Source organism: Vibrio sp. Y51_MX_L26 (genome assembly GCF_024181935.1).
In the GTDB taxonomy this organism is placed as follows: Bacteria; Pseudomonadota; Gammaproteobacteria; order Enterobacterales; family Vibrionaceae; genus Vibrio; species Vibrio diabolicus.
The window spans coordinates 63,730-87,447 of sequence record NZ_JAMZAS010000005.1; the positions used below are offsets into that span (position 1 = coordinate 63,730).

At 44.0% G+C, this 23,718-nt stretch carries 19 protein-coding genes; 12 read left to right on the plus strand and 7 right to left on the minus strand.

Annotated elements, in window-relative coordinates:
• Positions 1 to 270: 270 nt before the first annotated feature.
• From yfbV to NL645_RS13050, 6 genes are all read left to right on the plus strand, one after another.
• A complete protein-coding gene (gene yfbV, locus NL645_RS13025) occupies positions 271 to 723 on the plus strand; it encodes a terminus macrodomain insulation protein YfbV (RefSeq protein WP_005380809.1) in 453 nt (150 codons plus the stop codon).
• Between the two features lie 329 nt (positions 724 to 1,052).
• The gene (locus NL645_RS13030; protein ID WP_253651811.1) at positions 1,053 to 2,018 is read left to right on the plus strand and encodes an ABC transporter substrate-binding protein; all 966 of its coding nucleotides are present in this window, start codon (positions 1,053 to 1,055) and stop codon (positions 2,016 to 2,018) included.
• Between the two features lie 177 nt (positions 2,019 to 2,195).
• Complete coding sequence (locus NL645_RS13035; RefSeq protein WP_054574798.1) at positions 2,196 to 3,131, plus strand: ABC transporter permease; 936 nt, start codon at positions 2,196 to 2,198, stop codon at positions 3,129 to 3,131.
• Positions 3,128 to 3,922: an ABC transporter ATP-binding protein gene (locus tag NL645_RS13040; protein ID WP_005396631.1), complete on the plus strand. Its 795-nt coding sequence runs from the start codon at positions 3,128 to 3,130 to the stop codon at positions 3,920 to 3,922. Before NL645_RS13035 ends, NL645_RS13040 begins: the two co-directional genes overlap by 4 nt.
• 141 nt (positions 3,923 to 4,063) lie before the next feature.
• Complete coding sequence (gene malZ / locus NL645_RS13045) at positions 4,064 to 5,890, plus strand: maltodextrin glucosidase (RefSeq protein ID WP_253651812.1); 1,827 nt, start codon at positions 4,064 to 4,066, stop codon at positions 5,888 to 5,890.
• A 176-nt stretch (positions 5,891 to 6,066) separates the two neighbouring features.
• Positions 6,067 to 7,542: a sensor domain-containing diguanylate cyclase gene (locus NL645_RS13050; protein WP_139059459.1), complete on the plus strand. Its 1,476-nt coding sequence runs from the start codon at positions 6,067 to 6,069 to the stop codon at positions 7,540 to 7,542.
• 35 nt (positions 7,543 to 7,577) lie between these two features.
• Here the strand turns inward: NL645_RS13050 and dusC are convergent, their stop codons facing one another.
• Positions 7,578 to 8,537 (minus strand): tRNA dihydrouridine(16) synthase DusC, encoded by a 960-nt coding sequence (gene dusC / locus NL645_RS13055; protein WP_074191588.1) that lies wholly within the window; start codon positions 8,535 to 8,537, stop codon positions 7,578 to 7,580.
• A gap of 170 nt (positions 8,538 to 8,707) precedes the next feature.
• Here dusC and NL645_RS13060 point away from each other — a divergent pair, with 170 nt between their 5' ends.
• Positions 8,708 to 9,325 (plus strand): YecA family protein, encoded by a 618-nt coding sequence (locus NL645_RS13060; RefSeq protein ID WP_048625767.1) that lies wholly within the window; start codon positions 8,708 to 8,710, stop codon positions 9,323 to 9,325.
• Positions 9,326 to 9,416: 91 nt separating this feature from the next.
• Here NL645_RS13060 and dsbB read toward each other — a convergent pair whose 3' ends face one another.
• Both dsbB and nhaB read right to left on the minus strand, forming a co-directional pair.
• Positions 9,417 to 9,953 carry a disulfide bond formation protein DsbB gene (gene dsbB / locus NL645_RS13065; RefSeq protein WP_005396949.1) on the minus strand — a complete coding sequence of 179 codons (537 nt, stop codon included), beginning with the start codon at positions 9,951 to 9,953 and terminating at the stop codon, positions 9,417 to 9,419.
• A gap of 83 nt (positions 9,954 to 10,036) precedes the next feature.
• Positions 10,037 to 11,623, minus strand: a complete 1,587-nt coding sequence (gene nhaB / locus NL645_RS13070; RefSeq protein ID WP_005396952.1) for a Na(+)/H(+) antiporter NhaB — start codon at positions 11,621 to 11,623, stop codon at positions 10,037 to 10,039.
• A 639-nt stretch (positions 11,624 to 12,262) separates the two neighbouring features.
• Here nhaB and fadR point away from each other — a divergent pair.
• Positions 12,263 to 13,102, plus strand: coding sequence for a fatty acid metabolism transcriptional regulator FadR (fadR, locus tag NL645_RS13075; RefSeq protein ID WP_237308101.1), 840 nt, complete (start codon positions 12,263 to 12,265; stop codon positions 13,100 to 13,102).
• Positions 13,103 to 13,221: 119 nt separating this feature from the next.
• Here the strand turns inward: fadR and NL645_RS13080 are convergent, their stop codons facing one another.
• Positions 13,222 to 14,031 carry a hypothetical protein gene (locus NL645_RS13080; protein WP_046874414.1) on the minus strand — a complete coding sequence of 270 codons (810 nt, stop codon included), beginning with the start codon at positions 14,029 to 14,031 and terminating at the stop codon, positions 13,222 to 13,224.
• A gap of 206 nt (positions 14,032 to 14,237) precedes the next feature.
• Positions 14,238 to 16,313 (minus strand): methionine--tRNA ligase, encoded by a 2,076-nt coding sequence (metG, locus tag NL645_RS13085; RefSeq protein WP_253651813.1) that lies wholly within the window; start codon positions 16,311 to 16,313, stop codon positions 14,238 to 14,240.
• A gap of 161 nt (positions 16,314 to 16,474) precedes the next feature.
• Between metG and apbC the strand changes: the two genes are divergently transcribed.
• The 3 genes from apbC to NL645_RS13100 all read left to right on the plus strand — a co-directional run bounded on the left by apbC (position 16,475) and on the right by NL645_RS13100 (position 20,648).
• Positions 16,475 to 17,551 carry an iron-sulfur cluster carrier protein ApbC gene (gene apbC, locus NL645_RS13090; RefSeq protein ID WP_074191583.1) on the plus strand — a complete coding sequence of 359 codons (1,077 nt, stop codon included), beginning with the start codon at positions 16,475 to 16,477 and terminating at the stop codon, positions 17,549 to 17,551.
• 180 nt (positions 17,552 to 17,731) lie between these two features.
• Complete coding sequence (gene udk / locus NL645_RS13095; protein WP_005396962.1) at positions 17,732 to 18,373, plus strand: uridine kinase; 642 nt, start codon at positions 17,732 to 17,734, stop codon at positions 18,371 to 18,373.
• A 187-nt stretch (positions 18,374 to 18,560) separates the two neighbouring features.
• Positions 18,561 to 20,648 (plus strand): AsmA family protein, encoded by a 2,088-nt coding sequence (locus NL645_RS13100; protein WP_253651814.1) that lies wholly within the window; start codon positions 18,561 to 18,563, stop codon positions 20,646 to 20,648.
• A 62-nt stretch (positions 20,649 to 20,710) separates the two neighbouring features.
• Here the strand turns inward: NL645_RS13100 and cobO are convergent, their stop codons facing one another.
• Positions 20,711 to 21,316 carry a cob(I)yrinic acid a,c-diamide adenosyltransferase gene (gene cobO / locus NL645_RS13105; protein WP_170902936.1) on the minus strand — a complete coding sequence of 202 codons (606 nt, stop codon included), beginning with the start codon at positions 21,314 to 21,316 and terminating at the stop codon, positions 20,711 to 20,713.
• Positions 21,317 to 21,433: 117 nt separating this feature from the next.
• On the opposite strand from cobO, the gene NL645_RS13110 reads away from it, so the two are divergent.
• Entirely contained in the window at positions 21,434 to 21,883 is a 450-nt protein-coding gene (locus NL645_RS13110) for a low molecular weight protein-tyrosine-phosphatase (protein ID WP_145473674.1), read from the plus strand.
• A 60-nt stretch (positions 21,884 to 21,943) separates the two neighbouring features.
• Here NL645_RS13110 and NL645_RS13115 read toward each other — a convergent pair whose 3' ends face one another.
• A complete protein-coding gene (locus tag NL645_RS13115; protein WP_005380840.1) occupies positions 21,944 to 23,503 on the minus strand; it encodes a SulP family inorganic anion transporter in 1,560 nt (519 codons plus the stop codon).
• Positions 23,504 to 23,718: the final 215 nt, after the last annotated feature.

Consider the following 23,718-nt stretch of genomic DNA (forward strand, 5'->3'; position numbering starts at 1 on the left):
AGAAGGCTGCGTACTAATCCTGGTCAAAAATTGTTCTAATTCCATATAAAGAAATAGTGATGAACCCATCCATCACTATGATGCGATCCGTGCAGATAGATATCTCGGAGTTGCTTAAATTGTAAATAACAGCAACAATGAGATTGAGGGTCTGCAAAGGATAGCGATAATAAGCAATGATAACAAAAAAAATTTGAAAGAATATTAACTTTCATCAATTTTTTGTACCTTCAGTTGAAATGTTCAACTATTTTTTAGTGAGAGAGCGGTATGAGTAATAAAGTCGGATTGATCCATAGCCTGAAAGATGGCCAGAATTACATGGAGATCTGGCCGGTTCGTAAAGAGCTAAGCGCCATATTTCCGGAACAGCGTATCATTAAGGCGACTCGCTTTGGCATTAAAGTCATGCCAGCCGTTGCTGCGATCAGCGTACTCACTCAAATGGCATTCAACAATTACCACGCATTACCTCAGTCTATTGTTGTCGCCTTGTTTGCGATTAGCTTGCCACTCCAAGGGATTTGGTGGCTTGGTGCTCGATCCAACACGAAATTGCCGCCTTCTCTGGCGTCTTGGTATCGGGAGCTGCATCAAAAAATTGTGGAAACAGGTTTTGCACTAGAGCCTGTTAAAGCTCGCCCTCGTTATAAAGAGCTTGCGATAATACTGAACCGAGCGTTTCGCCAGCTCGATAAGTCGTCACTAGAGCGTTGGTTCTAATTTAAATTGTTTGAAATGGAGTGTGCACTAGCCGCTCCATTTTTGATCCTGCCTCTATTACCTACTTTGACGGTCGTTGATGAAGCGAGCGAAGCTTTGTTTACCAAAGATTCTTTCCGGATGAAGAAGTCCCCCGATCACAAATGTTGCTTTAGTGTTAAATCTTTCTTTTCTTTACTAAGACTTAGTAGTAATAATAAAAACAAGATGCGCAAGAAGTGCACAGTTATACGAACACAACATTACCCCCTTCAAACATTTGAATTCACGAGTCGATATTCATGTTGAATGCTCGCGAAACAAGGACGAAGTCACATCAAGGAGTTATGATGAAAACGAAACGTTTATTAGCCACTGCCGTTCTATCTGCTACTGCTATTTTCTCTTCTGCCAATGTACTGGCCGCCACTGCAACCGTTGCAGTTTCACAAATTGTCGAACACCCGGCGTTAGACGCGACGCGCCAAGGATTGCTTGATGGTTTGAAAGCGAAAGGCTACGAAGAAGGCAAAAATCTAGAATTTGATTATAAGACCGCACAGGGTAATCCAGCGATTGCGGTGCAAATTGCCCGTCAGTACGTCGGTGAAAATCCTGATGTGTTAGTTGGCATCGCGACACCTTCGGCACAAGCTTTGGTGTCGGCTACTCGCTCTATCCCTGTTGTCTTTACTGCGGTAACAGATCCGGTTGGTGCGAAATTGGTTAAGTCGATGGAACAACCAGGCAAAAACGTAACTGGCCTGTCTGATCTTTCACCCGTTGCTCAGCATGTCAATCTCATCCAAGAAATTCTTCCTCAGGTGAAAAGCATCGGGGTTGTATTTAATCCCGGTGAAGCTAATGCCGTGACTTTAGTTGAATTACTAAAAGAAAGCGCAAAAGCAAAAGGCATACAAGTGGTTGAAGCGACCGCACTAAAAAGTGCTGATGTTCAGTCTGCGACTCAAGCGATTGCAGCGAAATCAGACATTCTTTACGCCCCAACAGACAATACAGTTGCAAGTGCGATTGAAGGGATGATTGTGGCAGCGAATCAAGCAAAGAAACCTGTATTTGGTGGCGCGACGTCGTATGTCGAAAAGGGTGCAATTGCAGGCTTAGGTTTTGACTACTACCAGGTTGGTGTACAAACCGCGGATTACGTGGCGGCGATTCTTGATGGTCAAGAACCAGGCAAGCTGGATGTAAAAGTCGCGACGGGCTCTGACCTCGTAATTAATGAAAGCGCGGCATCTAAGCTCGGTATCAAGCTGCCAAGTTCTGTGGTTGAACGTGCGACAAGCATGCAATAAGTAACGCTCTTTTTTGGGGTTAGGGCCGTCACGTCTGTTGATAGAGGCTTGCCCCAAAATTGATACTCGCCGGACTTCTCGTGTAGAGCATTCTGCTAGAGAAGAATGGGAGTATACGTTAGAAGTCTTAAGTTCAGGTTGGTATTCGTCAGCCTGAACATGCAGAAAGGAGCAGTTATGTCTGCATTTGCTTTTTTTGGCGCACTCGAAATTGGCTTGATTTATGGCCTAGTCGCTCTGGGTGTGTATCTTACGTTTCGTGTTCTCGATTTCCCCGATTTGAGTGTGGATGGCAGCTTTCCAATGGGAGCGGCGGTGGCTGCAACGGCGATTGTCGCAGGTATTAATCCTTGGCTTGCGACAATAATGGCGATGATAGCTGGTAGTATGACGGGGTGGGTAACCGCTTTTCTGGCTGTTCGGTGTGGTATTTTGCACCTGTTAGCTTCCATTCTTACCATGATCGCGGCATTTTCAATCAATATTCGTATTATGGGCAAACCTAATATGGCGTTGCTTGGAGAGGATACGATTCTCACTCCGTTTGAAGCCTTGGGCGATCCGATGTTCATTCGTCCTCTGGTTGTTGGGGTCTTAGTTCTTTTGTCCGCTTTCTTTGTCATTCGCCTGCTGAACAGCGACTTTGGTCTTGGTTTACGGGCCACGGGCGTTAATGCGCGTATGGTTTCTGCGCAAGGGGCGAGCACTGGTTTTTATACCTACTTTGGGTTGGCTTTATCTAACGGTTTTGTCGGATTCGCAGGCGCGTTGTTTGCACAAACGAACAGCTTTGCAGATGTGACCTCTGGCGTGGGCACCATTGTGGTTGGTTTGGCTGCTGTGATTTTGGGCCAGACCCTCATTCCGGGGCGAAAAATTTGGGTTGCGGTATTTGCTGTCATCATCGGTTCGGTGCTTTATCGTCTTGCTGTAGCTTTCGCTTTGAGCTCTGGCATGTTTGGTTTGCAAGCATCAGACCTCAACCTTGTCACCGCAGTATTGGTGGCTGTCGCGCTTATTGCTCCAAAATTAAAACAGAGCATGAGAGCGAAACAACGCGTTACCGATGCTAAACAAGCGGCATCAAAAAATGGTTCGGGGGAGGCGTTATGATTGAACTTAATAACATTCAGGTCACGTTCAACCCAGGGACGATTTTAGAAAATCGTGCATTGAAAGGCGTCTCTTTAGAGGTTCCAGAGCATCAATTTCTTACCGTGATTGGTTCTAATGGCGCAGGAAAATCGACGTTGCTTGGTGCGGTGACAGGTGAGACGCCGATGATAGGTGGTCAGGTGATCATTGATGGCAAAGACGTCACCAAGCAGACGGTAGCCCAGCGTGCGACGCAATGCGCACGAGTGTTTCAAGATCCATTGGCCGGAACCTGTGGAGAGCTAACGATAGAAGAGAACATGGCTTTAGCGTACATGCGTGGTAAAAAACGCAGTTGGGGTTTGGCGCTTTCAGCTAAACGTCGCAAGCTGTTCCAAGAGCGAATTAGCATCCTAGGGCTTGGCTTAGAAGATCGTCTGGGCGATAGCATTGGCTTACTGTCCGGTGGACAACGACAAGCCGTTAGCCTTGTGATGGCGACGTTATCGGAGAGTAAGTTGTTACTGCTTGATGAACACACGGCTGCGCTTGATCCTCGTATGGCGGCGTTTGTTATCGACTTAACTAAACGTATTGTCGATGAGTTCGATTTAACCGTGATGATGGTGACGCATTCGATGAAAGACGCATTAGCATGTGGCGATAGGACCGTAATGCTTCACCAAGGTGAAATTGTGCTTGATGTGGCTGGAGAGCAGCGCGCTAACATGCAAGTACCAGACTTGTTGGATATGTTCTCCAAAGTGCGTGGTGAAGAGCTTGCAGATGACAGTCTCTTGTTGAACTAAGCAGTATCCTACCTGTCACTACGCCTACTAAGTGTGATCCTCCTTGGGAAAATTGGCTGATATGTCAACTCGCAAGGAGGATTTCTTGTCTCTCATTCTTTAATAACATAGTGGCATATCCGATGACGAGGAGTGCCCATAATGAACCTGCCATTTATCTTTCATAGTCAAACTATTGATGGTTTAGCTTTTAATCAAGAGCAAGTCACAGTCAGACTGAAAACCGAGACATTGGATTTTGATTCCGTATATGTGCGTCTTGAGCCGGACAATGAAGAATATCTGGTCGACATGACTCAAGTAGGAACTGCTGGAGAATTGTTACTATGGGAAGCATCGTTCCGACCAAATCGAGATCGAGATGTCACACATTATGTGTTTAAGCTCCTCAAAGACGGACAACAATACTGGCTCGATGCACGAGGCGTACAAAAGCGTATTCCACCCAAAGAGTTCCACTTTAAGTTGAATGTAAACCATCAACCACCAAGCTGGGTCCAAGAGCAAGTGTTCTATCAAATCTTTCCTGACCGTTTTTCTGCTAGTAAAAGTGAATCTGACATTCGTAAAGCTTATGCTCAGCATGATTCAGAAGCGATCATTAAATCGTGGGGAGAAGCGGTAGGCTCTCACCAAAATACCGGGGCAAGAGAGTTTTTTGGCGGCGACCTCAAAGGTGTGGAACAAAAGTTGGACTATCTTGAACAGCTCGGCGTTACTGCGCTTTATTTTAATCCGATCTTTTCTTCACCAAGTAATCATAAATACGACACCACCGATTATTTCACTGTTGACCTTATGTTCGGCACCAATGATCAGTTTGCTGAACTGTGTGAGAAAATCCGTGGTAAGAATATGAAGATTGTCTTAGACGCGGTGTTTAACCACACGTCAGTGCATCATCCTTGGTTTGATATCCAACAAAAAGGAGAAGGGGCGTATGGCAATCCGCAGTCAAAGTTCCGCGATTACTACTTTTTTGAAGGCGAAACCAATCACTATATTGGTTGGAAGGGCATTGGTAACTTACCGGTTCTGAACTTCGAAAATGAACAAGTGCGTGACTATATCTATCAAAGCGAAGCATCTGTCATTAAGCACTGGCTTAAGCCACCATACTCAGTCGATGGTTGGCGATTTGATGTTATTCATATGCTTGGCGAAGGAGAGGGAGCGAAAAACAATGCTCATTATGTTGAAGCGTTTCGCCATGCGACGAAGTCAGTCAATCCGAATGCCTATGTGCTAGGTGAGCACTTTTTTGAAGCAACACAGTGGCTGCAAGGTGATCAAGAGGATGGGGCGATGAACTACTACGGTTTTGCTCATCCAGTTCGAGCTTTTATCGCGCAGCAAGATATTATGTATGAACCAATCAACATTGATGGTTTGGAGTTTAAAGCATGGTTGGACGAAGCCAGAGCAAAAATTCCATTTTCGAATCAGCTATCGCAGCTAAATCAACTCGATAGTCATGATACTGCTCGTTTTATCACACTGGTTGATGGTGATAAGCGTAAAATGAACATCGCACTTGCTCTGCTCATGACATACGTCGGTACACCTTGTATTTACTATGGGAGTGAAGTCGGACTAGAGGGAGGGCTGGACCCGGATAATCGTCGCTGTTTCCCTTGGAATGAAATTGAAAACTCAGCATGGCTGTCGATTTACAAGCAATGGATTTCGATACGTAAACAGTACAAGTCTTTACAGTCTGGTAGTATTCAATGGCTGCATTGTGATACCAACGTGCTGGCTTATGCGCGCGTACTTGGAAGTGAAGCGATCGTTGTTGTGATGAATCTAAGTGGCGATGAGTGTTCAATTGACTTGCCTCTGTGGCAACTTGGTTTGGAGGCTACCCATCTTTCGTCACTTCTGGATGGACGCGAACTTATTGATTATAAGGGTCATCTTTCTGTCAATATACCTGCACAGAGCTTCAAATTGTGGCAACTGAAGTGACACTACATTCTATATTGATTAAACTTCTTTAATATATAAACAGTCTCCTACAATGCGTACACATTTGTTGGTTATCTGATTATCTGGCAATGCGCACTACGCATTGCCAGTTGATAAGACAGCGTAATCCCATTGTTTAATAAGAGACGAACTACCTTTCACATACATGGTACTCAATGGTTAACCAAAGGCGATTTAGTCTCTCATTTGTCATCTTTTTTCCCCTCGCATTATTTGTCGTGGTTTTGCTTGTTACGACAAAAAACTACTACGATGCGGTCAATCGCTATATTGATTCTGAGTATGCACGTATTGATCGTGCCATGTCCCGTGGTATTAAAGTCCTCACCGCCTTAGATTATAGTTTTACTAACTATACGAATTACGCTAACCCATTGTCTGAAGAGCACAATTCTTTAGTCAAAAAGGGGCTTTGTTATATTTGGCCGATAGACGTCTTGTTGCTGGAGAGTGTCTACAGTGAGGGGTTACCTGCGGTTGATCTTGATTACATGATTGTGGGCGATGAAAGCTTATGTCAGCAAGGTTCAACGATTAACCAATTAGCTGAACAAAAGGCGGGTTTTGCACCGTCATTGTCTTTTCTGCACGATATTGAATCCCATATCGTTGGTATTCATTACATCGATAAACGTGGTTACGTCATTTCGTCTCCTGACACGTACGCGAAAAACTTCACTAGAGAGCTTTGGTCAACGCTAAAAGCGCGCCCATTTTGGCAAAAAACCGCACAAGATAAAGTGAACATCACCTTGGCCGGACCTGGGCCGATGTTGGATTCGATGGAAGGTCAAATCATTAGTATGACGGTGCCTGTTTACGAAAAAGGGAGGCATCAAGGTGTGCTGTCCATTGATTTTGATGTCAATGCGTTGATGGCTTCGTCGCTAGGTCTTGTTGGTAAGTTTCATTTGGTTTCCAATTTACAATCCATTCCTTCAAACAGTACACGTATCAAACCAGTCGAGTTAGAGCGATTGAGTGCGAATCACAGCATGTATTACGAGTACAACCTTTGGGATGAAGCTAAGAACCTAGCGGTTTTCGAAAAATACAGCCTTATTGTTGCGATCTCTATTTACGTTTTGAGTACAGTCGTATTGTTCTATGTGAATATGCATAGTGAGCGACGTTATTTTAAAGATCTCGCCGCCAGAGATCCGATGACGAGCTTGTTGAACCGTCGAGGAATGCAAACCGTGTGGCGCAATAAGATGACGAAAAAACAGGTTGCATTAGCAGTGTTCGATATTGATAACTTCAAGAAGATCAATGATACCTATGGTCATGATGTCGGCGATTCTGCGATTCAGCTAGTTGCAAAATGTATACGTGAAAATATTCGCCACACAGATGTCGCCTCAAGATTTGGTGGCGAAGAGTTCGTGTTGGCGATTTACGACGAAGACTCGGAAGGCATTAAGCTAATTTTAGAGCGGGTAAAAAAAGCCATAGATGAACGCTCGACACGCGTGACTAAAGAAGGTTTTACGATCTCTGGCGGTGTGGTGTTCAGTAAAGAGAACCGAGAGGAAAGCTTTGATGAGTTATTTAAAGCGGCGGATGAAAAGTTATATCAAGCCAAGAGTACAGGCAAAAATAAGATTTGCTACGAAGATCTAAGCGCTTAAAGGGCGAGCAGTTCGCCCTTTGCAATGCTCAGGTTTTATGCAACCTGAGAATTTAACTCATCACGATAACGTTGAATATGCTCAACAATCGGCGCGGCTTTGTTAAACGTTCGGATTTCTCTGAATAGATCTTTTGCTTCAGGATAGGCCTGACGTAAGTAAGAGAACCATTGTTTTACGCGGTTTGGATAGTACAAGCCTTTGTCGCCTTTCATCTCAAACTTGGAGTAGTAGATCAGTAGCTCAACCACCTCGGGCCATGACATTGGCTGGTGGTTGTGTTTTACCATGTTGCCCAAGTTAGGGATATTGAAAGCGCCGCGGCACACCATCAAAGAGTCAACGCCAGTCGTTTCAATGCAACGTTGACCGTCCTGGTAATTCCAAATTTCGCCATTCGCAATAAGCGGAATATCAAAACGTTCGCGAATTTGGTTGATATAATCCCATTTTATCTCAGAAGCTTTGTAACCACCTTGTTTAGTACGTGCGTGTACTGTTAATTCATTTGCGCCAGCAGACTGAATGGCATCGACAATTTCAAAACAATCTTCAGGGTTCTCCCAGCCAAGACGAATTTTTGCGGTCACAGGAATGGTCTCAGGAACAGCTTCTCGACAAGCTTTAACCACACGGTGAATTAGCTCAGGATGCTGAAGTAGAGCAGCACCGCCCTTACTTTTATTGACCATTTTGGCTGGGCAACCAAAATTTATATCGATGCCTCTAGCGCCAAGGCTTGCCGCTTTAATTGCGTTCTCAGCCATCCAGTTTGGTTCTTGTCCTAACAATTGCACATGTACTGGCACACCTGATGCGGTTTGAGAACCTTGCAACAGCTCCGGGCATAAACGGTGAAATACATGATCGGGCAATAACTGGTCGATGACTCGAACAAATTCCGTAACACATAGGTCATAGTCGTTTATCTCGGTCAGGATTTGGCGCATCAAATGGTCTAAAACGCCTTCCATTGGGCCTAGTACAACTCGCATAGTTTGCCTAATACAGTTTGGTGATAAAAAGGAGGGCGATTGTAGCGATGTCAGCTAAGTTTGTCATTAAAAGACTCAAAGCACTCAATACAGTCAAACTCGCAACTCCCGGTTACGTGCTTTTATGCTCTGAGGTATAATGCCGCCAAATTTATGGGAAACCAGATGTCATGCAATACACATTGATTGAGAAAGGCGAAATTCACATCGATGAATCTTGCCTATTTATCGAAGGCGCAGTGCTCGCTGCTAATCTGACGACAAAACCACTCGCTCCTGAAAAGTGGTTAGAGCCGCTATTAGGTGAAGGATTCAAAGCGATTCAACCGGCAGTAGAAGAGCAAATTCACAAGCAGCACAACCGAATTCAACGAAACGAATATTCCGTGCTAGAGCTAACAGGCAAAGAACCTGAACAACTTGCTGATTTTGCCGAAGGCTTTATGTCTGTTTGGCCAATGATTGAAGAACAATGGCAAGACGTTGAGCTCAATGATGGATTGCAGCGTATGCTACAAGCATTACTGACCACTTTGATGCTGGCTATCGATGAGTCGGCAACGCAGCAACAGATGCGCGACGCCGGTATTGAAACGCCTCCAGCTCTTGCAGACTTGATCGACCAGCTTGATTTGATGGTCGGTGAAGTGGCGTTAGGTGCGGATGAGTTGATGGTAGGCAATAAGGCTCAAAGCCTAAACCCATTCAAAGGTATCGGGCGCAATGATCCTTGTCCTTGTGAGAGCGGCAAAAAGTTCAAGCAGTGTTGTGGTCAATCACGTGGTTGAGTTAACGTGGTTAAGTTAAATAGCCGCGATGTTTACTCAGTAAAAAGCCGACCATCTGGTCGGCTTTTTTCGTTATCATTTCTCTGAAGGATTAACGAATCGGATTAGTGCGTCTTGCTGGGAAGAATTGTGCGATCACAATTAATGCTAAAGCAATTAAATTGCCAGCGAAAATAACTACTAACCATTGTGGCATTGATAAATCGAGGAATTGCCAAACAATCTTCGAGCAATCGCCGTATGCTTCGAACATCCAAGGAACCCACTGATTAAGCGGAGCCCAACTAGGGAATGTTACGAATAAATCACAAGTCGCGAATGGTGATGGGTTAAACTGATAATCAACGTGCTGCTGAGCAAGCAACAGTCCTTTGTAAGAGCTTAATCCCCAGCCAATCAAACCTAGCCAACGGAAAACTGGGTTATTTGGTGCCATAAGACCAACGATTGCAGCGACACCCACTCCCATCATCGCGACTCGTTCGTAGATACACATGACACATGGTGCAAGCATCATGACGTGCTGAAAATAGAGGGCACATGCTTCAAAGAAAACGACGAATAGCAGAAGCAGCAGCCACGATAAGCGTCCCTTCGAAAACTGGTTAAGTGAATTTAAAATAGTCACGTTTTTGTTCCTGTCTGAAATAGAAAAAGCTCTGAATACTCAGAGCTTTTTAACGTGGATAAGTTTCCTAATCAACTCAAATTTTAGTGACCGCCGGAGACTACGGGAGTCAGATCACCACTATGAGGTAAAATCCAGCCTGCATCGTAGAAAGAAGCCGTTGCAGGCTCTAGGAAGAACATAATGCCCATTAGCCCGACAATCGCAAGAACGATGGTGTAAGGCAGCGCCATGATAACCATTCGACCGTAAGACAGACGAATTAATGGAGCGAGAGCCGAGGTGAGTAGGAATAGGAATGCCGCTTGACCGTTTGGCGTAGCAACAGATGGTAGGTTAGTACCAGTGTTGATAGCAACTGCCAGTAAGTCGAACTGCTCGCGAGTAATGAGACCTTCAATGAGTGCTGTTTTTACTTCATTGATGTAAACCGTACCGACGAATACGTTATCCGACACCATTGATAGTAAGCCATTCGCGACATAGAACAGAGCTAACTGAGTGCCTTTATCTTCAACGGCAAGCACCGCGTCGATAACTGGTTTAAACAACTCTTGGTCGATGATTACCGCAACGATCGAGAAAAATACCGCAAGTAGTGCAGTGAAAGGCAGAGCCTCTTCAAACGCTTTACCCATGGAATGCTCTTCAATGACGCCAGTGAAAGCCGTCGCTAAGATGATCACTGAAAGACCAATTAAGCCTACCGCCGCCAAGTGCAAGGCTAATGCCACGATCAACCAAACAGCAATAAGTCCTTGAACCCATAGTTTTGCAACGTCTTGATTGGTACGCGTTTTGCGCTCTTCATTGTCAAAGTCAACGAGGATTTGACGAACGTTGTTAGGAAGTTTTGCACCGTAGCCAAACACTTTAAGCTTTTCGACTAGAGCACAAGTGATGAGACCGCAGAAAAATACGGGTAGCGTCACTGGAGACATACGGATTAGGAATTCACCAAATAACCAACCCGCTTGGTCTGCAATAATTAAGTTCTGAGGTTCACCCACCATAGTGGTTACGCCACCTAACGCAGTACCTACACCAGCGTGCATCAACAATGAGCGTAAAAAGGCGCGGTAGTTTTCTAAGTCATCACGCGTTAGCTCAGTGATCGTGTCATCTTGTGTGTGGTCATGGTCACCAATCGGATTACCTGACGCCACTTTGTGGTAGATAGAGTAGAAACCGATCGCCACACTGATAACAACGGCGATAACCGTCAAAGCATCCAAAAACGCAGATAAAAATGCAGCGGCAAAGCAAAACGCAAGTGATAGAAGGGTTTTGGAGCGAATACCAAGTAAAATTTTGGTAAAAATGAACAGCAATAAATGCTTCATGAAGTAGATGCCCGCAACCATAAATACCAGAAGCAGTAATACTTCAATATTTGCCACCAACTCGTGCTTAACTTGCGCAGGGCTAGTCATGCCGATAGCGATGGCTTCAATAGCAAGTAAACCACCAGGTTGTAATGGGTAGCATTTTAATGCCATTGCAAGCGTGAAAATAAATTCAGCAACCAGCAACCACCCAGCAACAAATGGGTTTATTAGGAAGAATACAATCGGGTTAATTATTAAGAAGGCTATAATGGCAACTTTGTACCAATCAGGCGCTTTACCAAGAAAGTTCTTGATAAAAGCGTTTCCGAGCGATATCGGCATGATAATTCTCTTTATAACAAAATTATGAATAGACACTACAATAGTGCTTAAGTATCTGTTTGTTAGACTTATTAACTAGTCTTTTAAAACAATAACTTAGTAAAACAACAATCCTTTGTTTATTGCAGTCTTGCCAAGTTACTTCCCCTGAACTCAAGCACCGCTCACTTTCGACCGCAAACTCTACACTCAGGCATTTATTAGTCAATAACAAAACGTGATGCTACCGACTAAAATGACTTTTTAAATGTAATAACGCGATCAAAACGGCGTTACTATATCATGAAAGGCTCAAAAAAATCCTCTTGGATTTTAAATGACGGTCAGTGACGAGAAAAGGCAAATTAAGAAAGAATATTAACTGTGATATACAAAGTAATTTTTCATATTTTGAATATAAAATTGTGACGCAGTAGTCTTTATTTCTCCGCGATTTGTGAGCTGTTTAATTAAACGAAAATTCAGATTTTACCGCTTTCACTCGCACGTCAGACCATCCTAAATTGACACAATATATAGAGTATTAACTCTATATTGTAGAATCGTTTCAATTATTGATCGTAAATTTTCTCAAACCGTTAAGTAGTGGTATGATGAGTAGTATCGACCCTCAGAAATCAATATTGGATAAAAAGTAGAATGGTCATAAAGGCGAAAAGCCCTGCGGGATTCGCAGAAAAATATATTATCGAGAGCATTTGGAACGGCCGTTTTCCTCCTGGCTCTATTTTACCTGCTGAACGCGAGCTGTCTGAGCTAATTGGTGTTACTCGAACGACTTTACGAGAGGTTCTTCAACGACTAGCCCGTGATGGTTGGTTAACAATCCAACACGGTAAACCAACGAAGGTAAACCAATTTATGGAGACCTCTGGTCTGCATATTTTGGATACGTTGATGACGTTGGACGTAGATAACGCAACAAACATTGTAGAAGATTTGCTTGCAGCACGTACCAACATCAGCCCTATCTTTATGCGTTATGCATTTAAAGCAAATAAAGAGCATTCTGAGCGCACGATCAAGAATGTAATTGAATCTTGTGAAGCTTTAATGAATGCTGCTTCTTGGGACGATTTCATCGCTTCTTCACCTTATGCTGAGAAAGTCTTACAGAACGTGAAAGAAGACAACGAGAAAGATGAAGCGAAGCGTCAAGAAATCTTGATTGCTAAAACGTTCAACTTTTACGACTACATGTTGTTCCAACGCCTAGCATTCCATTCAGGGAATCAGATTTACGGTTTGATTTTTAATGGCTTGAAGAAGCTCTATGATCGCGTTGGTAGCTATTACTTCTCAAACCCAGCTTCTCGTGAGCTAGCGCTGAAGTTTTACCATCAGTTGCTAGAAACTTGTGAAAGTGGTCAGCGTGAACAACTGCCAGTTGTGATTCGTCACTATGGTATGGAAAGCGCGCTAATCTGGAACGAGATGAAAAAGCAATTACCAACGAACTTCACAGAAGATGACAGCTAAGCGCTGAGAAGTTAGATGAATGAAAAACCGCAGAACCTAAGGTCTGCGGTTTTTTTGTTTTTACCTATAGATACCAGTTACGTTCCTGTTGTGACAATTGGCACGGCATTGTATAGAGCTTATCTTGCTACAGAGAGTTTGGGCAACGGTAGATACAATGCTTCAACGATGTCTGAAAGAACGTGGTCGTAAGTATTGAAGATGGTCAACGATAAGTCTGATGTGACTCCATAAAGCTCTGCTTCTGTTAAATCGACATGACTTCCTGTCACATAGTTATTTAATGTCTGTATTGAGCGTGTGGAAGCAGGAGAAACGATACTAAGCGGAGCGATAACTGCTAATTGATTTAGCTTACGTGTCATAACCGATGCGTAATTTTTGAAACGCTCATTCCCCCCTTGCTCTCCCAAGTCTTGAATGCTAATTCTCAATTGAGTCAGGGTTTCTAAGCTATCCATGATGTTTTGCCAGTTCATGTGGTACTCATTATGTAGATCATCTCGTTGTTCTACCGCTAACCAAGCAATCGTGACTTCATCCATCAAAAACAAGCAATGACGAATTAACTTACCATGCTCCATCTGGTTTCTTGCAACACTATGGTCATTCCATTGTTCAAGTAGTTTCCCTACTTTAATCTGTAATACGCGATACATGGGTTTGTTTTCAAACCGTGAGGTTTCGACTAAAAGATGCAGCTTGTTGGTTAGATCGTTATGAAGGACTTCTAATTCTTGTTCGTTATTTTGTTGAAATTGAAGTGAGTAGTGCGTCGCAGCTCGATGGCGTCTCAGCAGATGAACAACATCTCGCAATAATGTTAACAGCTGATATTTACGCGCGTGTTGCTGCTCTCGTTTAGAAGATAAGTGATATATTCCGGCTAAAATAGCGATAGATAATAATGTGGAAATCAAAACAAACATAACCAACTCCTTGTTAGTGTTTGGACCTAGCAAGGAAGGTTTGCAGTTTTGATGCCAAACAAAAATTAAATTAAAACAACTGGTTATGTTAAATGTTCTTTTGGGGCGGTCGTTATTGGTGCATGGGTTCACCAAAGTTGTGAATATGATCAAAAAATCCCTGCCAAATTGGCAGGGATTTTATAGTGTTATATTTGGGATGCGACTTACATTACACGCATCCCTGGTTGAGCGCCTTCGTGTGGCTCAAGGATCCACAGGTCGCTACCACCAGGGCCAGCGGCTAGGATCATGCCTTCTGACATACCAAACTTCATCTTACGAGGTTTTAGGTTTGCTACCATTACCGTTAGTTTGCCTTCTAACTCTTCAGGTTTGTACGCTGACTTGATGCCAGAGAACACTTGACGAGTTTCACCACCGATGTCCAGTTGGAACTTAAGCAGTTTGTTTGCTTTTGGCACTTCTTCACAAGAGATGATACGAGCGATACGCATATCTACTGCTGCAAAAGCGTCGAACTCAATCTCTTCAGCGATTGGCTTTTTGTCTAGCTCAGTTTGGCTAGCCTTGTTCTTTTCCGCTTCTGCTTTCTCTTTCGCCGCCATTTCTGCCGCCGCATCTTCTTTAGATGCTTCGATCATCGCTTCAACATTCTTCGGATCGATACGGTTGAAGAGTGCTTTGAACTTAGTGATCTCGTGGCCTGTTAGTGGCGCAGCGATGTTTTCCCAAGTCAGCTCTTGGTTTAGGAATGCTTCAGTACGTGCAGCAAGTGCAGGCATCACTGGTTTCAGGTAAGTCATCAGTACACGGAACAGGTTGATACCGACAGAACAGATGTCTTGTAGCTCCTGATCTTTGTCTTCTTCTTTTGCTACAACCCACGGTGCTTTTTCATCAATGTATTGGTTAGCTTTGTCTGCCAGTGCAGTGATTTCACGGATTGCACGACCAAACTCACGCGTTTCGTAAAGTTCAGCGATACGGTCAGCAGCAGCAACAAATTCGTTGTAAAGTTCAGGCTCTGCAAAGTTGTCAGACAGTTTGCCTTCAAAACGTTTTGCGATGAAACCTGCGTTACGAGATGCCAGGTTAACGATCTTGTTAACAACGTCAGCGTTTACGCGCTGAGTGAAGTCTTCAAGGTTAAGATCTAGATCGTCGATACGGCTGTTTAGCTTCGCCGCGTAGTAGTAACGTAGACATTCAGGGTCTAGGTGCTCTAGGTAAGTGCTTGCTTTTACGAAAGTACCTTTAGACTTAGACATTTTCGCGCCGTTTACGGTTACGTAACCGTGTACGAATACGTTGTTAGGCTTGCGGAAGCCAGAACCTTCTAGCATTGCTGGCCAAAATAGGCTGTGGAAGTAAACGATGTCTTTACCTATGAAGTGGTACAGCTCTGCTGAGCTGTCTTTTTTCCAGTACTCGTCGAAATCTAGGTCGTCGCGCTTGTCACATAGGTTTTTGAAAGAGCCCATGTAGCCGATAGGTGCGTCTAGCCATACGTAGAAGAATTTGTTCTTCTCACCTGGGATCTCGAAGCCGAAGTATGGCGCGTCACGTGAGATATCCCATTGTTGTAGACCTGATTCAAACCACTCTTGCATCTTGTTCGCGGTTTCAGCTTGTAGCGAGCCAGAGCGAGTCCACTCTTTTAGCATGCTTTCAAACTGAGGCAGGTCGAAGAAGAAGTGCTCAGAATCTTTCATTACTGGCGTCGCACCAGAAACCGCAGATTTAGGATTGATCAGTTCTGTTGGGCTGTAAGTCTCACCACAGTTGTCACAGTTGTCACCGTACTGGTCTTCTGACTTACATTTTGGACACGTACCTTTTACGAAACGGTCCGGTAGGAACATCTCTTTTTCTGGGTCGAACAACTGAGAAATTGTGCGGCTAGAAATGAAACCGTTTTTCTTCAGCTCAAGATAAATGTGTGATGCTAGCTCACGGTTCTCATCTGAGTGTGTGCTGTGGTAGTTATCAAAGCTGATATCAAAGCCAGCAAAGTCTTTCTGGTGCTCTTCGCTAACTGCGGCAATCATTTCTTCAGGAGTAATACCCATCTGTTGCGCTTTAAGCATGATTGGCGTGCCATGAGCATCGTCAGCACAGATGAAGTTTACAGTGTTGCCGCGTAGGCGTTGGTAACGAACCCAAATGTCCGCTTGGATATGCTCAAGCATATGACCAAGGTGGATCGAACCGTTAGCGTACGGAAGGGCACAAGTTACCAGCATTTTCCTTGAAGGAAAGTTTCTTGGATCGTTTGCCATACTTAATATTCGCTTTTCTTGATAGGTATAAATAAATTTTGATGGATAATACTACCCCATGAACTCACTAACTCCAAGGTGTCAAACTGCGGAATGCCTTAGTTTTTTGGGGTTCTGGTTGAGGCAGGACGGTGTTAGCATGACATCTAAAAGGAGGACTTATGCATCAGTTCACTTCAAAACAAGATTTTTGTCACTGGTTTAACCAATTCCAGCATCCACAGTTGGTGGAAAATTGGGCAGATATTCATGGCGCAATTTCGATTACGGCACAAGGTTCTGTTGAGATAACGTTGCCATTCGCAAGTAATGAGCTTCAAATTATATTGCATGACTGGATTAAACAGCAACAAACCGCAGGTAAAGTGGCTGAATTCCCATTCAATATTCGCCTTGGAGTTAAAGCATTAGAAACTCAAGTGGCCAATCCGGTTAAAGGTGTTAAGAACATCATTGCCGTTAGTTCTGCGAAAGGTGGGGTCGGTAAATCAACGACTGCGGTTAACTTAGCGTTGGCGATTGCTCAATCTGGGGCGAAAGTGGGATTGTTGGATGCGGATATCTACGGACCTTCCGTCCCTATGATGTTAGGGCAAGAAGATGCAAAACCAGAAGTTCGTGATGGTAAGTGGATGGAGCCCATTTTCGCTCACGGCATCTATACTCACTCTATCGGCTATTTAGTGGACAAATCAGAAGCGGCAATATGGCGCGGTCCAATGGCTTCAAAAGCGTTGTCGCAGTTATTAACGGAAACAGACTGGCCCGATTTAGATTATTTGGTGATTGATATGCCGCCAGGCACGGGTGATATACAGTTGACGTTGTCACAACAGATTCCGGTGACAGGTAGTGTGTTAGTCACTACACCGCAAGACTTAGCGCTTGCCGATGCAAGAAAGGGAGCGGCAATGTTTAACAAAGTCCATGTCCCAGTTATTGGTGTTGTGGAAAACATGAGTTATCACATTTGTAGCCAATGTGGCGCGAAAGAGCATATTTTTGGCATGGGTGGTGCAGAAAAAATGTCGCAAGAGTTTGGCTTAGCACTGCTAGGACAAATTCCGCTTCATATCTCTATGCGAGAAGATATTGACGCTGGCGTGCCAACAGTAGCAAGGCGCCCAGAAAGTGAGCATGCAGGGTATTACAAGCAGCTTGCCGATCGTGTATGTAGCACGATGTTTTGGCAAGGCAAAGCAAAACCAGATGCGATTAGCTTTACAATGGTGAACTAAGTTTACTATGCCTGTTGGTTGATAATTGCACATTTTAACGTTTGCTCGGAGGTTAATCCTCTGAGCAGGCAGAAACTTATGACTAAACCCTAATTCCAGCTAGTAACTATGGGGTGAACTCCCTATAATCAGGCAGTTTATCTTTTTATGTGACTAGAAATCATCATCGGGTGCAAACTAATGTCTGATAATAATCAATGCGTCATCGTAGGTATTGCTGGCGCTTCTGCTTCTGGAAAAAGTCTGATCGCGAGCACTATTTATAATGAGCTTCGCGCGAAAGTAGGCGATCATCAAATCGGTGTCATCACGGAAGATTGCTACTACAACGACCAAAGCCACCTAAGCATGGAAGAGCGAGTAAAGACGAACTACGATCACCCGAGTGCGTTGGACCACGACCTACTGTGTGAGCACCTTGAAAAATTGGTACGTGGTGAAGCAGTAGAAGTACCTGAGTACAGCTACACTGAGCACACAAGAACAAGTAACACGACCACAATGACGCCTAAAAAGGTGATCATTCTAGAAGGCATCCTTCTTCTTACTGACCCTCGTCTTCGTGATTTGATGCACGCGACAGTATTTATGGATACACCGTTAGATATTTGTTTGCTTCGTCGTGTTAAGCGTGACGTGGAAGAACGAGGCCGAACTATGGAATCTGTTCTCAAGCAGTACCAACAAACAGTACGTCCGATGTTCATGCAGTTTATCGAACCTTCTAAGCAATATGCGGACATTATTGTTCCTCGCGGTGGTAAAAACCGTATCGCAATCGATGTATTAAAAGCTCACATTGCAAGACTTTTGAAAGCTTAAGTCTTTAGACGGCTATATCGCTTTATTTTTGAGAGAAGAAGTGGCACCTTAAGTGCCACTTCTTTTTTGTTTTTAAATTAGTCAGTTGCAGGTTAAAACCAGACATTTTTCACGCTTTTGTGGAACTGTCAGCGGTAAATGGAGTCTGCGCTTATAATTGTAAAAACACTCGAGCAAGGAAAAACAAATGAAGAAACTGCTCTTAATTCTAGCAATACCTATTGTGGTCATTTTGGTCGCAATTTTAGCGTTAACCATCTTCGTCAATCCTAACCAGTTTAAGCCCCTTATTGTTGAGCAAGCGCAAAAGCAAACCGGTTTAGAGCTAGTGATTGAAGGAGATATCAGTTGGCAATTTTTCCCATCGATCGGCTTTGAGTTGGGACATACAGAATTGCGAAACCCACAAGGCTTTAGTAAACCCAATTTATTCAAAGTTGATACCGTTGGTGTAGACATCTCTGTCATGCCACTTTTTAGTCAGCAGCTTGAAATTGGAAACGTCACGCTTGATGGGGCTGAGTTCTATATCGAAACCAAGAAAGATGGCAGCAAGAATATTGATGCATTGACGAAAGCCCAAACACAACAAGCAGAGCAAGCGAGCGATACTGCGCCTACGCAAAATGGTGAAACGCAGCCTTCTGGCTCTGATTGGAGCATTAATCTTGCTGGTGTTACGGTTTCTAATGGCTCATTAGAAATGCAGGATAAGCAAGCCGATAGTTACACCAAACTTTATGATATCTCATTAAACCTTTCCGAATTCGCTTTTGACAACTGGACAACGGCTGATTTTGGCGTGAAGGGCGAAATGAATGACCAAAAGTTCACAGCGAAAGGTCAGGCCGACTTTAAGCTAGAAAAAGGTTTGGCAAACTACGCGCTAAAGAACATCAACTTTGATGCGACATACTCTGACCCTGCCAATAAGATTGAATCGGCAACGATCGGTTTAGATACGTTTGAATTCGATAAAGTAAATAACCTGACTTATGCCATGAAAGGCGACGCTGGTGGTATGAAGTTAGATATGCAGGGTGCTGGTCAACTTAGCGTGGACAAGGCTATCAGCAAAGTGCAGTTGGATAAGTTAACTCTTAAATCGACTTTTGAGGGGGATGCTTTACCTCAGTCACCGATGAAAGTCGACATGGTGTCTGATCTGTCTTTCGACCTAACGAAAAACCACCTGAGTTTTGTCCTAGAGAAGTTAACAGCGAATGCTATCGCCTTAGATGGTAAGGCAGATGTGACACTTGGCGATATTCCTAAAGTACGATTTGCTCTCCACAGCCCAAATATCGATCTTGATGAATTCTTAGGATTAGATCAGCAAGATTCCGAAGGTAATAAGCCTGCTTCTGGTGGCGAGAGTGCTCCAGCTGGGTCTGAGGTTGAGCCTGATTTGTCTGCGTTGAAAACGTTAGATGTAAAGGGTGACATTACCATCGACAAATTCAAAGCGGCAAATGCGAAGATGGAAGCGGTAAAAACGAGCTTCACTGTAAATCGTGGCGTATTTGAGCTTACTTCATTTAGTTCGAAGCTGTACCAAGGCACAATCTCAGCGACAGCGAAGTTAGATGCACGCCAATCACCAGCGACTTACAGTGTGAAAAAGTCAATCAAAGGCGTGAAAGTTCAACCGCTACTTATTGATGTCGCTGATAACGACAAGCTTGAAGGGACGGGTAACATTGATGTGAATGTTACCGGTAAGAGTCTCACGCCTACCGGTATCAAGAAGAATCTTTCTGGTACGGTTGTTATCAATTTTGCTGACGGTGCGGTAAATGGCATCAACGTTGCTCAATTGATTCGTGAAAACTACGCGAAATTTAAAGGTCAAAAAGTCGAAGGCACCAATGAAGTTAAGAAAACAGATTTTAGTGCGATGACGGCGACATTGAAGCTCAATAAAGGTGTCGTATCAACGGATAATATGCAAGCTCAGTCTCCATTGCTCCGTGTTCGTGGTAAAGGCACCGCAAACTACATCAATGAAACTGTTAACTTTACTATCAGCACATCAGTCGTAGGTAGCCTAGAAGGCCAAGGCGGCAAAGATATAGATGAGTTGAAAGACATTACTATTCCGATCAATGTGTCTGGTAAGTGGGCGGATCCTAAATTCAAGCTCGTATTTGATGATGTTTTGAAACAGAAAGCTCAGAAAGAAATTGACCGTGGTGTAGAGAAGCTAACGGACAAGATCAAAGACGAAAAAACCAAAGAAGCAGTCGATGGTTTGATAAAGAATCTATTCAATTAGATTCGAGCCAAAGCAAAAAGGGTTGGCATTAGCCAACCCTTTTTTAATTCTGCTGGTGAGCTTTACCAGTCGACACCTTTCAGCGCTTTGACGCCTGACTCAAATGCATGCTTTACATTCTTCACTTCAGAAACGGTATCAGCCATTTCAATCAGAGTGCGATGAGCGCCACGACCAGTAATGACAACCGACTGCATTTTAGGGCGGTTGTTCAGCGCTTCAACGACCTCGTCTAAATCAATGTAGCCGTAGCTCACCATGTACGTCAGCTCGTCAAAAAGAACCACATCGATAGATTCATCTTTGAGCATGCGCTTACATTCTTGCCATATGCCTTGCGCTGCTTCGGTATCAGCGGCTTTGTTTTGAGTTTCCCATGTAAAGCCGGTCGCCATTACTTGGAATTCAACGCCGAGTTTCTCAAGTAGGTTGCGCTCACCATTGTCCCAAGTACCTTTAATAAACTGCGCGACAGCACAATTCAAACCATGACCCACTGCGCGTGCTATCGTACCGAATCCTGATGTCGATTTACCTTTACCATTTCCGGTAATGATCAGTAGCAGACCTTTTTCCTCTTGAGCAGCAGCAATTTTTGCGTCTACCTGTTCTTTGACTTTTTGTTGGCGAGCCTTATGGCGTGCTTCTTTATTTTCTTCGATAGACATAATACTTCCTCAATTCCTTTTTGTGCTTTGCCCAAGCTGATTTGGGTTCATTGATTTATCTCGCTATGATAGACCAACATATCGTGAAGAAAAACCACCGATAATTCAGGGAATAAAATGAAGAAAATACTTGTTGTTTGTATGGGAAACATTTGTCGGTCACCAACCGGAGAAGCAGTGTTAAGAGCGAAAGCTCAAAAGCTAGGCGTTGAAGTAGAGGTTGATTCGGCAGGTACAATTGGCTACCACGCAGGAAACCCACCGGATTCAAGAGCGATGGCAGCAGGAAAGCTGCGAGGTTATTCTTTTAAAGGAATGCAAGCGCGCCAAGTCACCATTGATGACTTTGACAAGTTTGACCTTATATTAGCCGCGGATAAAGCAAATTTGGCCGATTTATTGGATATTTGTCCGTTGAAGTATCGACACAAAGTATCGTTATTTTTAAGTCATTCTGGGTCAGGTTACGACGAAGTCCCTGATCCATATTATGGTGGAGAAGATGGCTTTGAACTGGTGCTTGATTTAATCGAAGAGGCATCAGACGCGATTTTGAAGAAGCTATAATCGCCGGGCTTGAAGACAATAGAAAAAGGGATGAGCTGAGCTCATCCCTTTTTATTCGTGTTAACCCGCGAGTATGTCGGTTGCGACTTTGTAGCTTGGGTCTTCCTTCACGTTAATTTCAACCAAGCTGCCAGCTTTGTCCAAAAGTTTACGACAATCTGGGCTTAGGTGACGAAGGTGCAGCGTTTTACCTTGAGCATTGTAACGCTCTGCTAGTGTTTCAATCGCTTCAATTGCAGAGTGATCAGTCACGCGAGAGTCTGCAAAATCGACAATCACATCTTTTGGATCTTCAGGCGCGTTAAACAACTCCAAGAAGTTAGCGGCAGAACCAAAGAAAATAGGACCGTGAATCTTGTACTCTTTTGAACCTTCCTCGTTTAAGCATGTGTCGGCATAGATGTGCTTAGCGTGTTGCCATGCAAACATTAATGCAGAAACGATAACACCAACTGCTACGGCAACAGCAAGGTCAGTAAGAACAGTAACAACGGTCACAAGAACAATAACGAAGAAGTCTTGCTTCGGTACGCGGCGCGCTAGCTTAAATGTTGCCCATTCGAATGTACCAATTACAACCATGAACATCACACCAACCAGAGCAGCGAGTGGGATCATTTCAATTAGCGAAGAAGCGAATAAGATAAACATCAATAGAGCGATAGCAGCAACGATACCAGATAGACGACCGCGACCACCTGAGTTTACGTTGATCATCGACTGACCAATCATTGCACAACCACCCATAGCCCCAAACACAGAACAAGTCATGTTTGCCATACCTTGACCGATACATTCGCGGTTAGATTGACCACGAGTGTTCGTCATCTCATCTAAAACTGTCAGCGTTAGCAGAGATTCAATTAGACCAATGGCCGCTAGAATGATCGCGTATGGAAGAATGATTTGTAGAGTTTCTAGCGTAAATGGCACCGCCGGAATAGAGAAGGTCGGCAGTGAACCTGCGAGTGTTGCCGCTTCATCACCAGACATTGTACGCAAGAAGTCAACAACAGTGCGAGTTTCCAGATCCAAACCAACCACTAAAGCAGTCACCGTTACGATTGCAACAAGTGAAGAGGGTACAGCCGTTGTGATTTTTGGTAGAAAGTGAATGATTGCCATAGTTAGCGCAACCAAACCAAGCATTAGTAGCATTTGGTCTTGTGGTAGCCAAGTAAGCATGCCGTTGATATCTGGCGCTTTAAACTGACCCAACTGAGCTAGGAAGATAACAATAGCCAGACCGTTCACAAAACCAATCATCACAGGGTGAGGCACGATACGGATGAACTTACCCAATTTAAACATACCAGCGGCAATTTGAAGTATACCAGCGAGCATGATGGCTGCGAATAGGTACTGGACACCGTGAGTCGCGACAAGCGAAACCATTACGACTGCCATGGCACCTGTTGCACCAGAGATCATGCCGGGGCGACCACCGAAAATGGAAGTAATAAGACCAACGATGAATGCAGCGTAAAGACCGACCATCGGATCTACGCCTGCGACGAACGCAAATGCGACAGCTTCAGGAACCAATGCTAGCGCAACGGTTAAGCCTGATAGCACATCATTTTTTACGGAGTGCTTAGAAAATTGGGGAAATTCGAACATGTTTGTTTTTAAGTTCTCTTTGCAATGAGTTAAACCCGACACATATTCGTATTTGCACAAGCCACTGAGTGGTTGATTTCTAATCAAACATTGCAGTGTAAACCGTAGTATCAAAAGAGCAGCATCAGAATGGTGTCGAAAACTTGAGTCGGCGCATGCTACCGAAAAGTGTGATTAAGTTCAAGAATGATACGAATAATGGCGTACAAATGTGA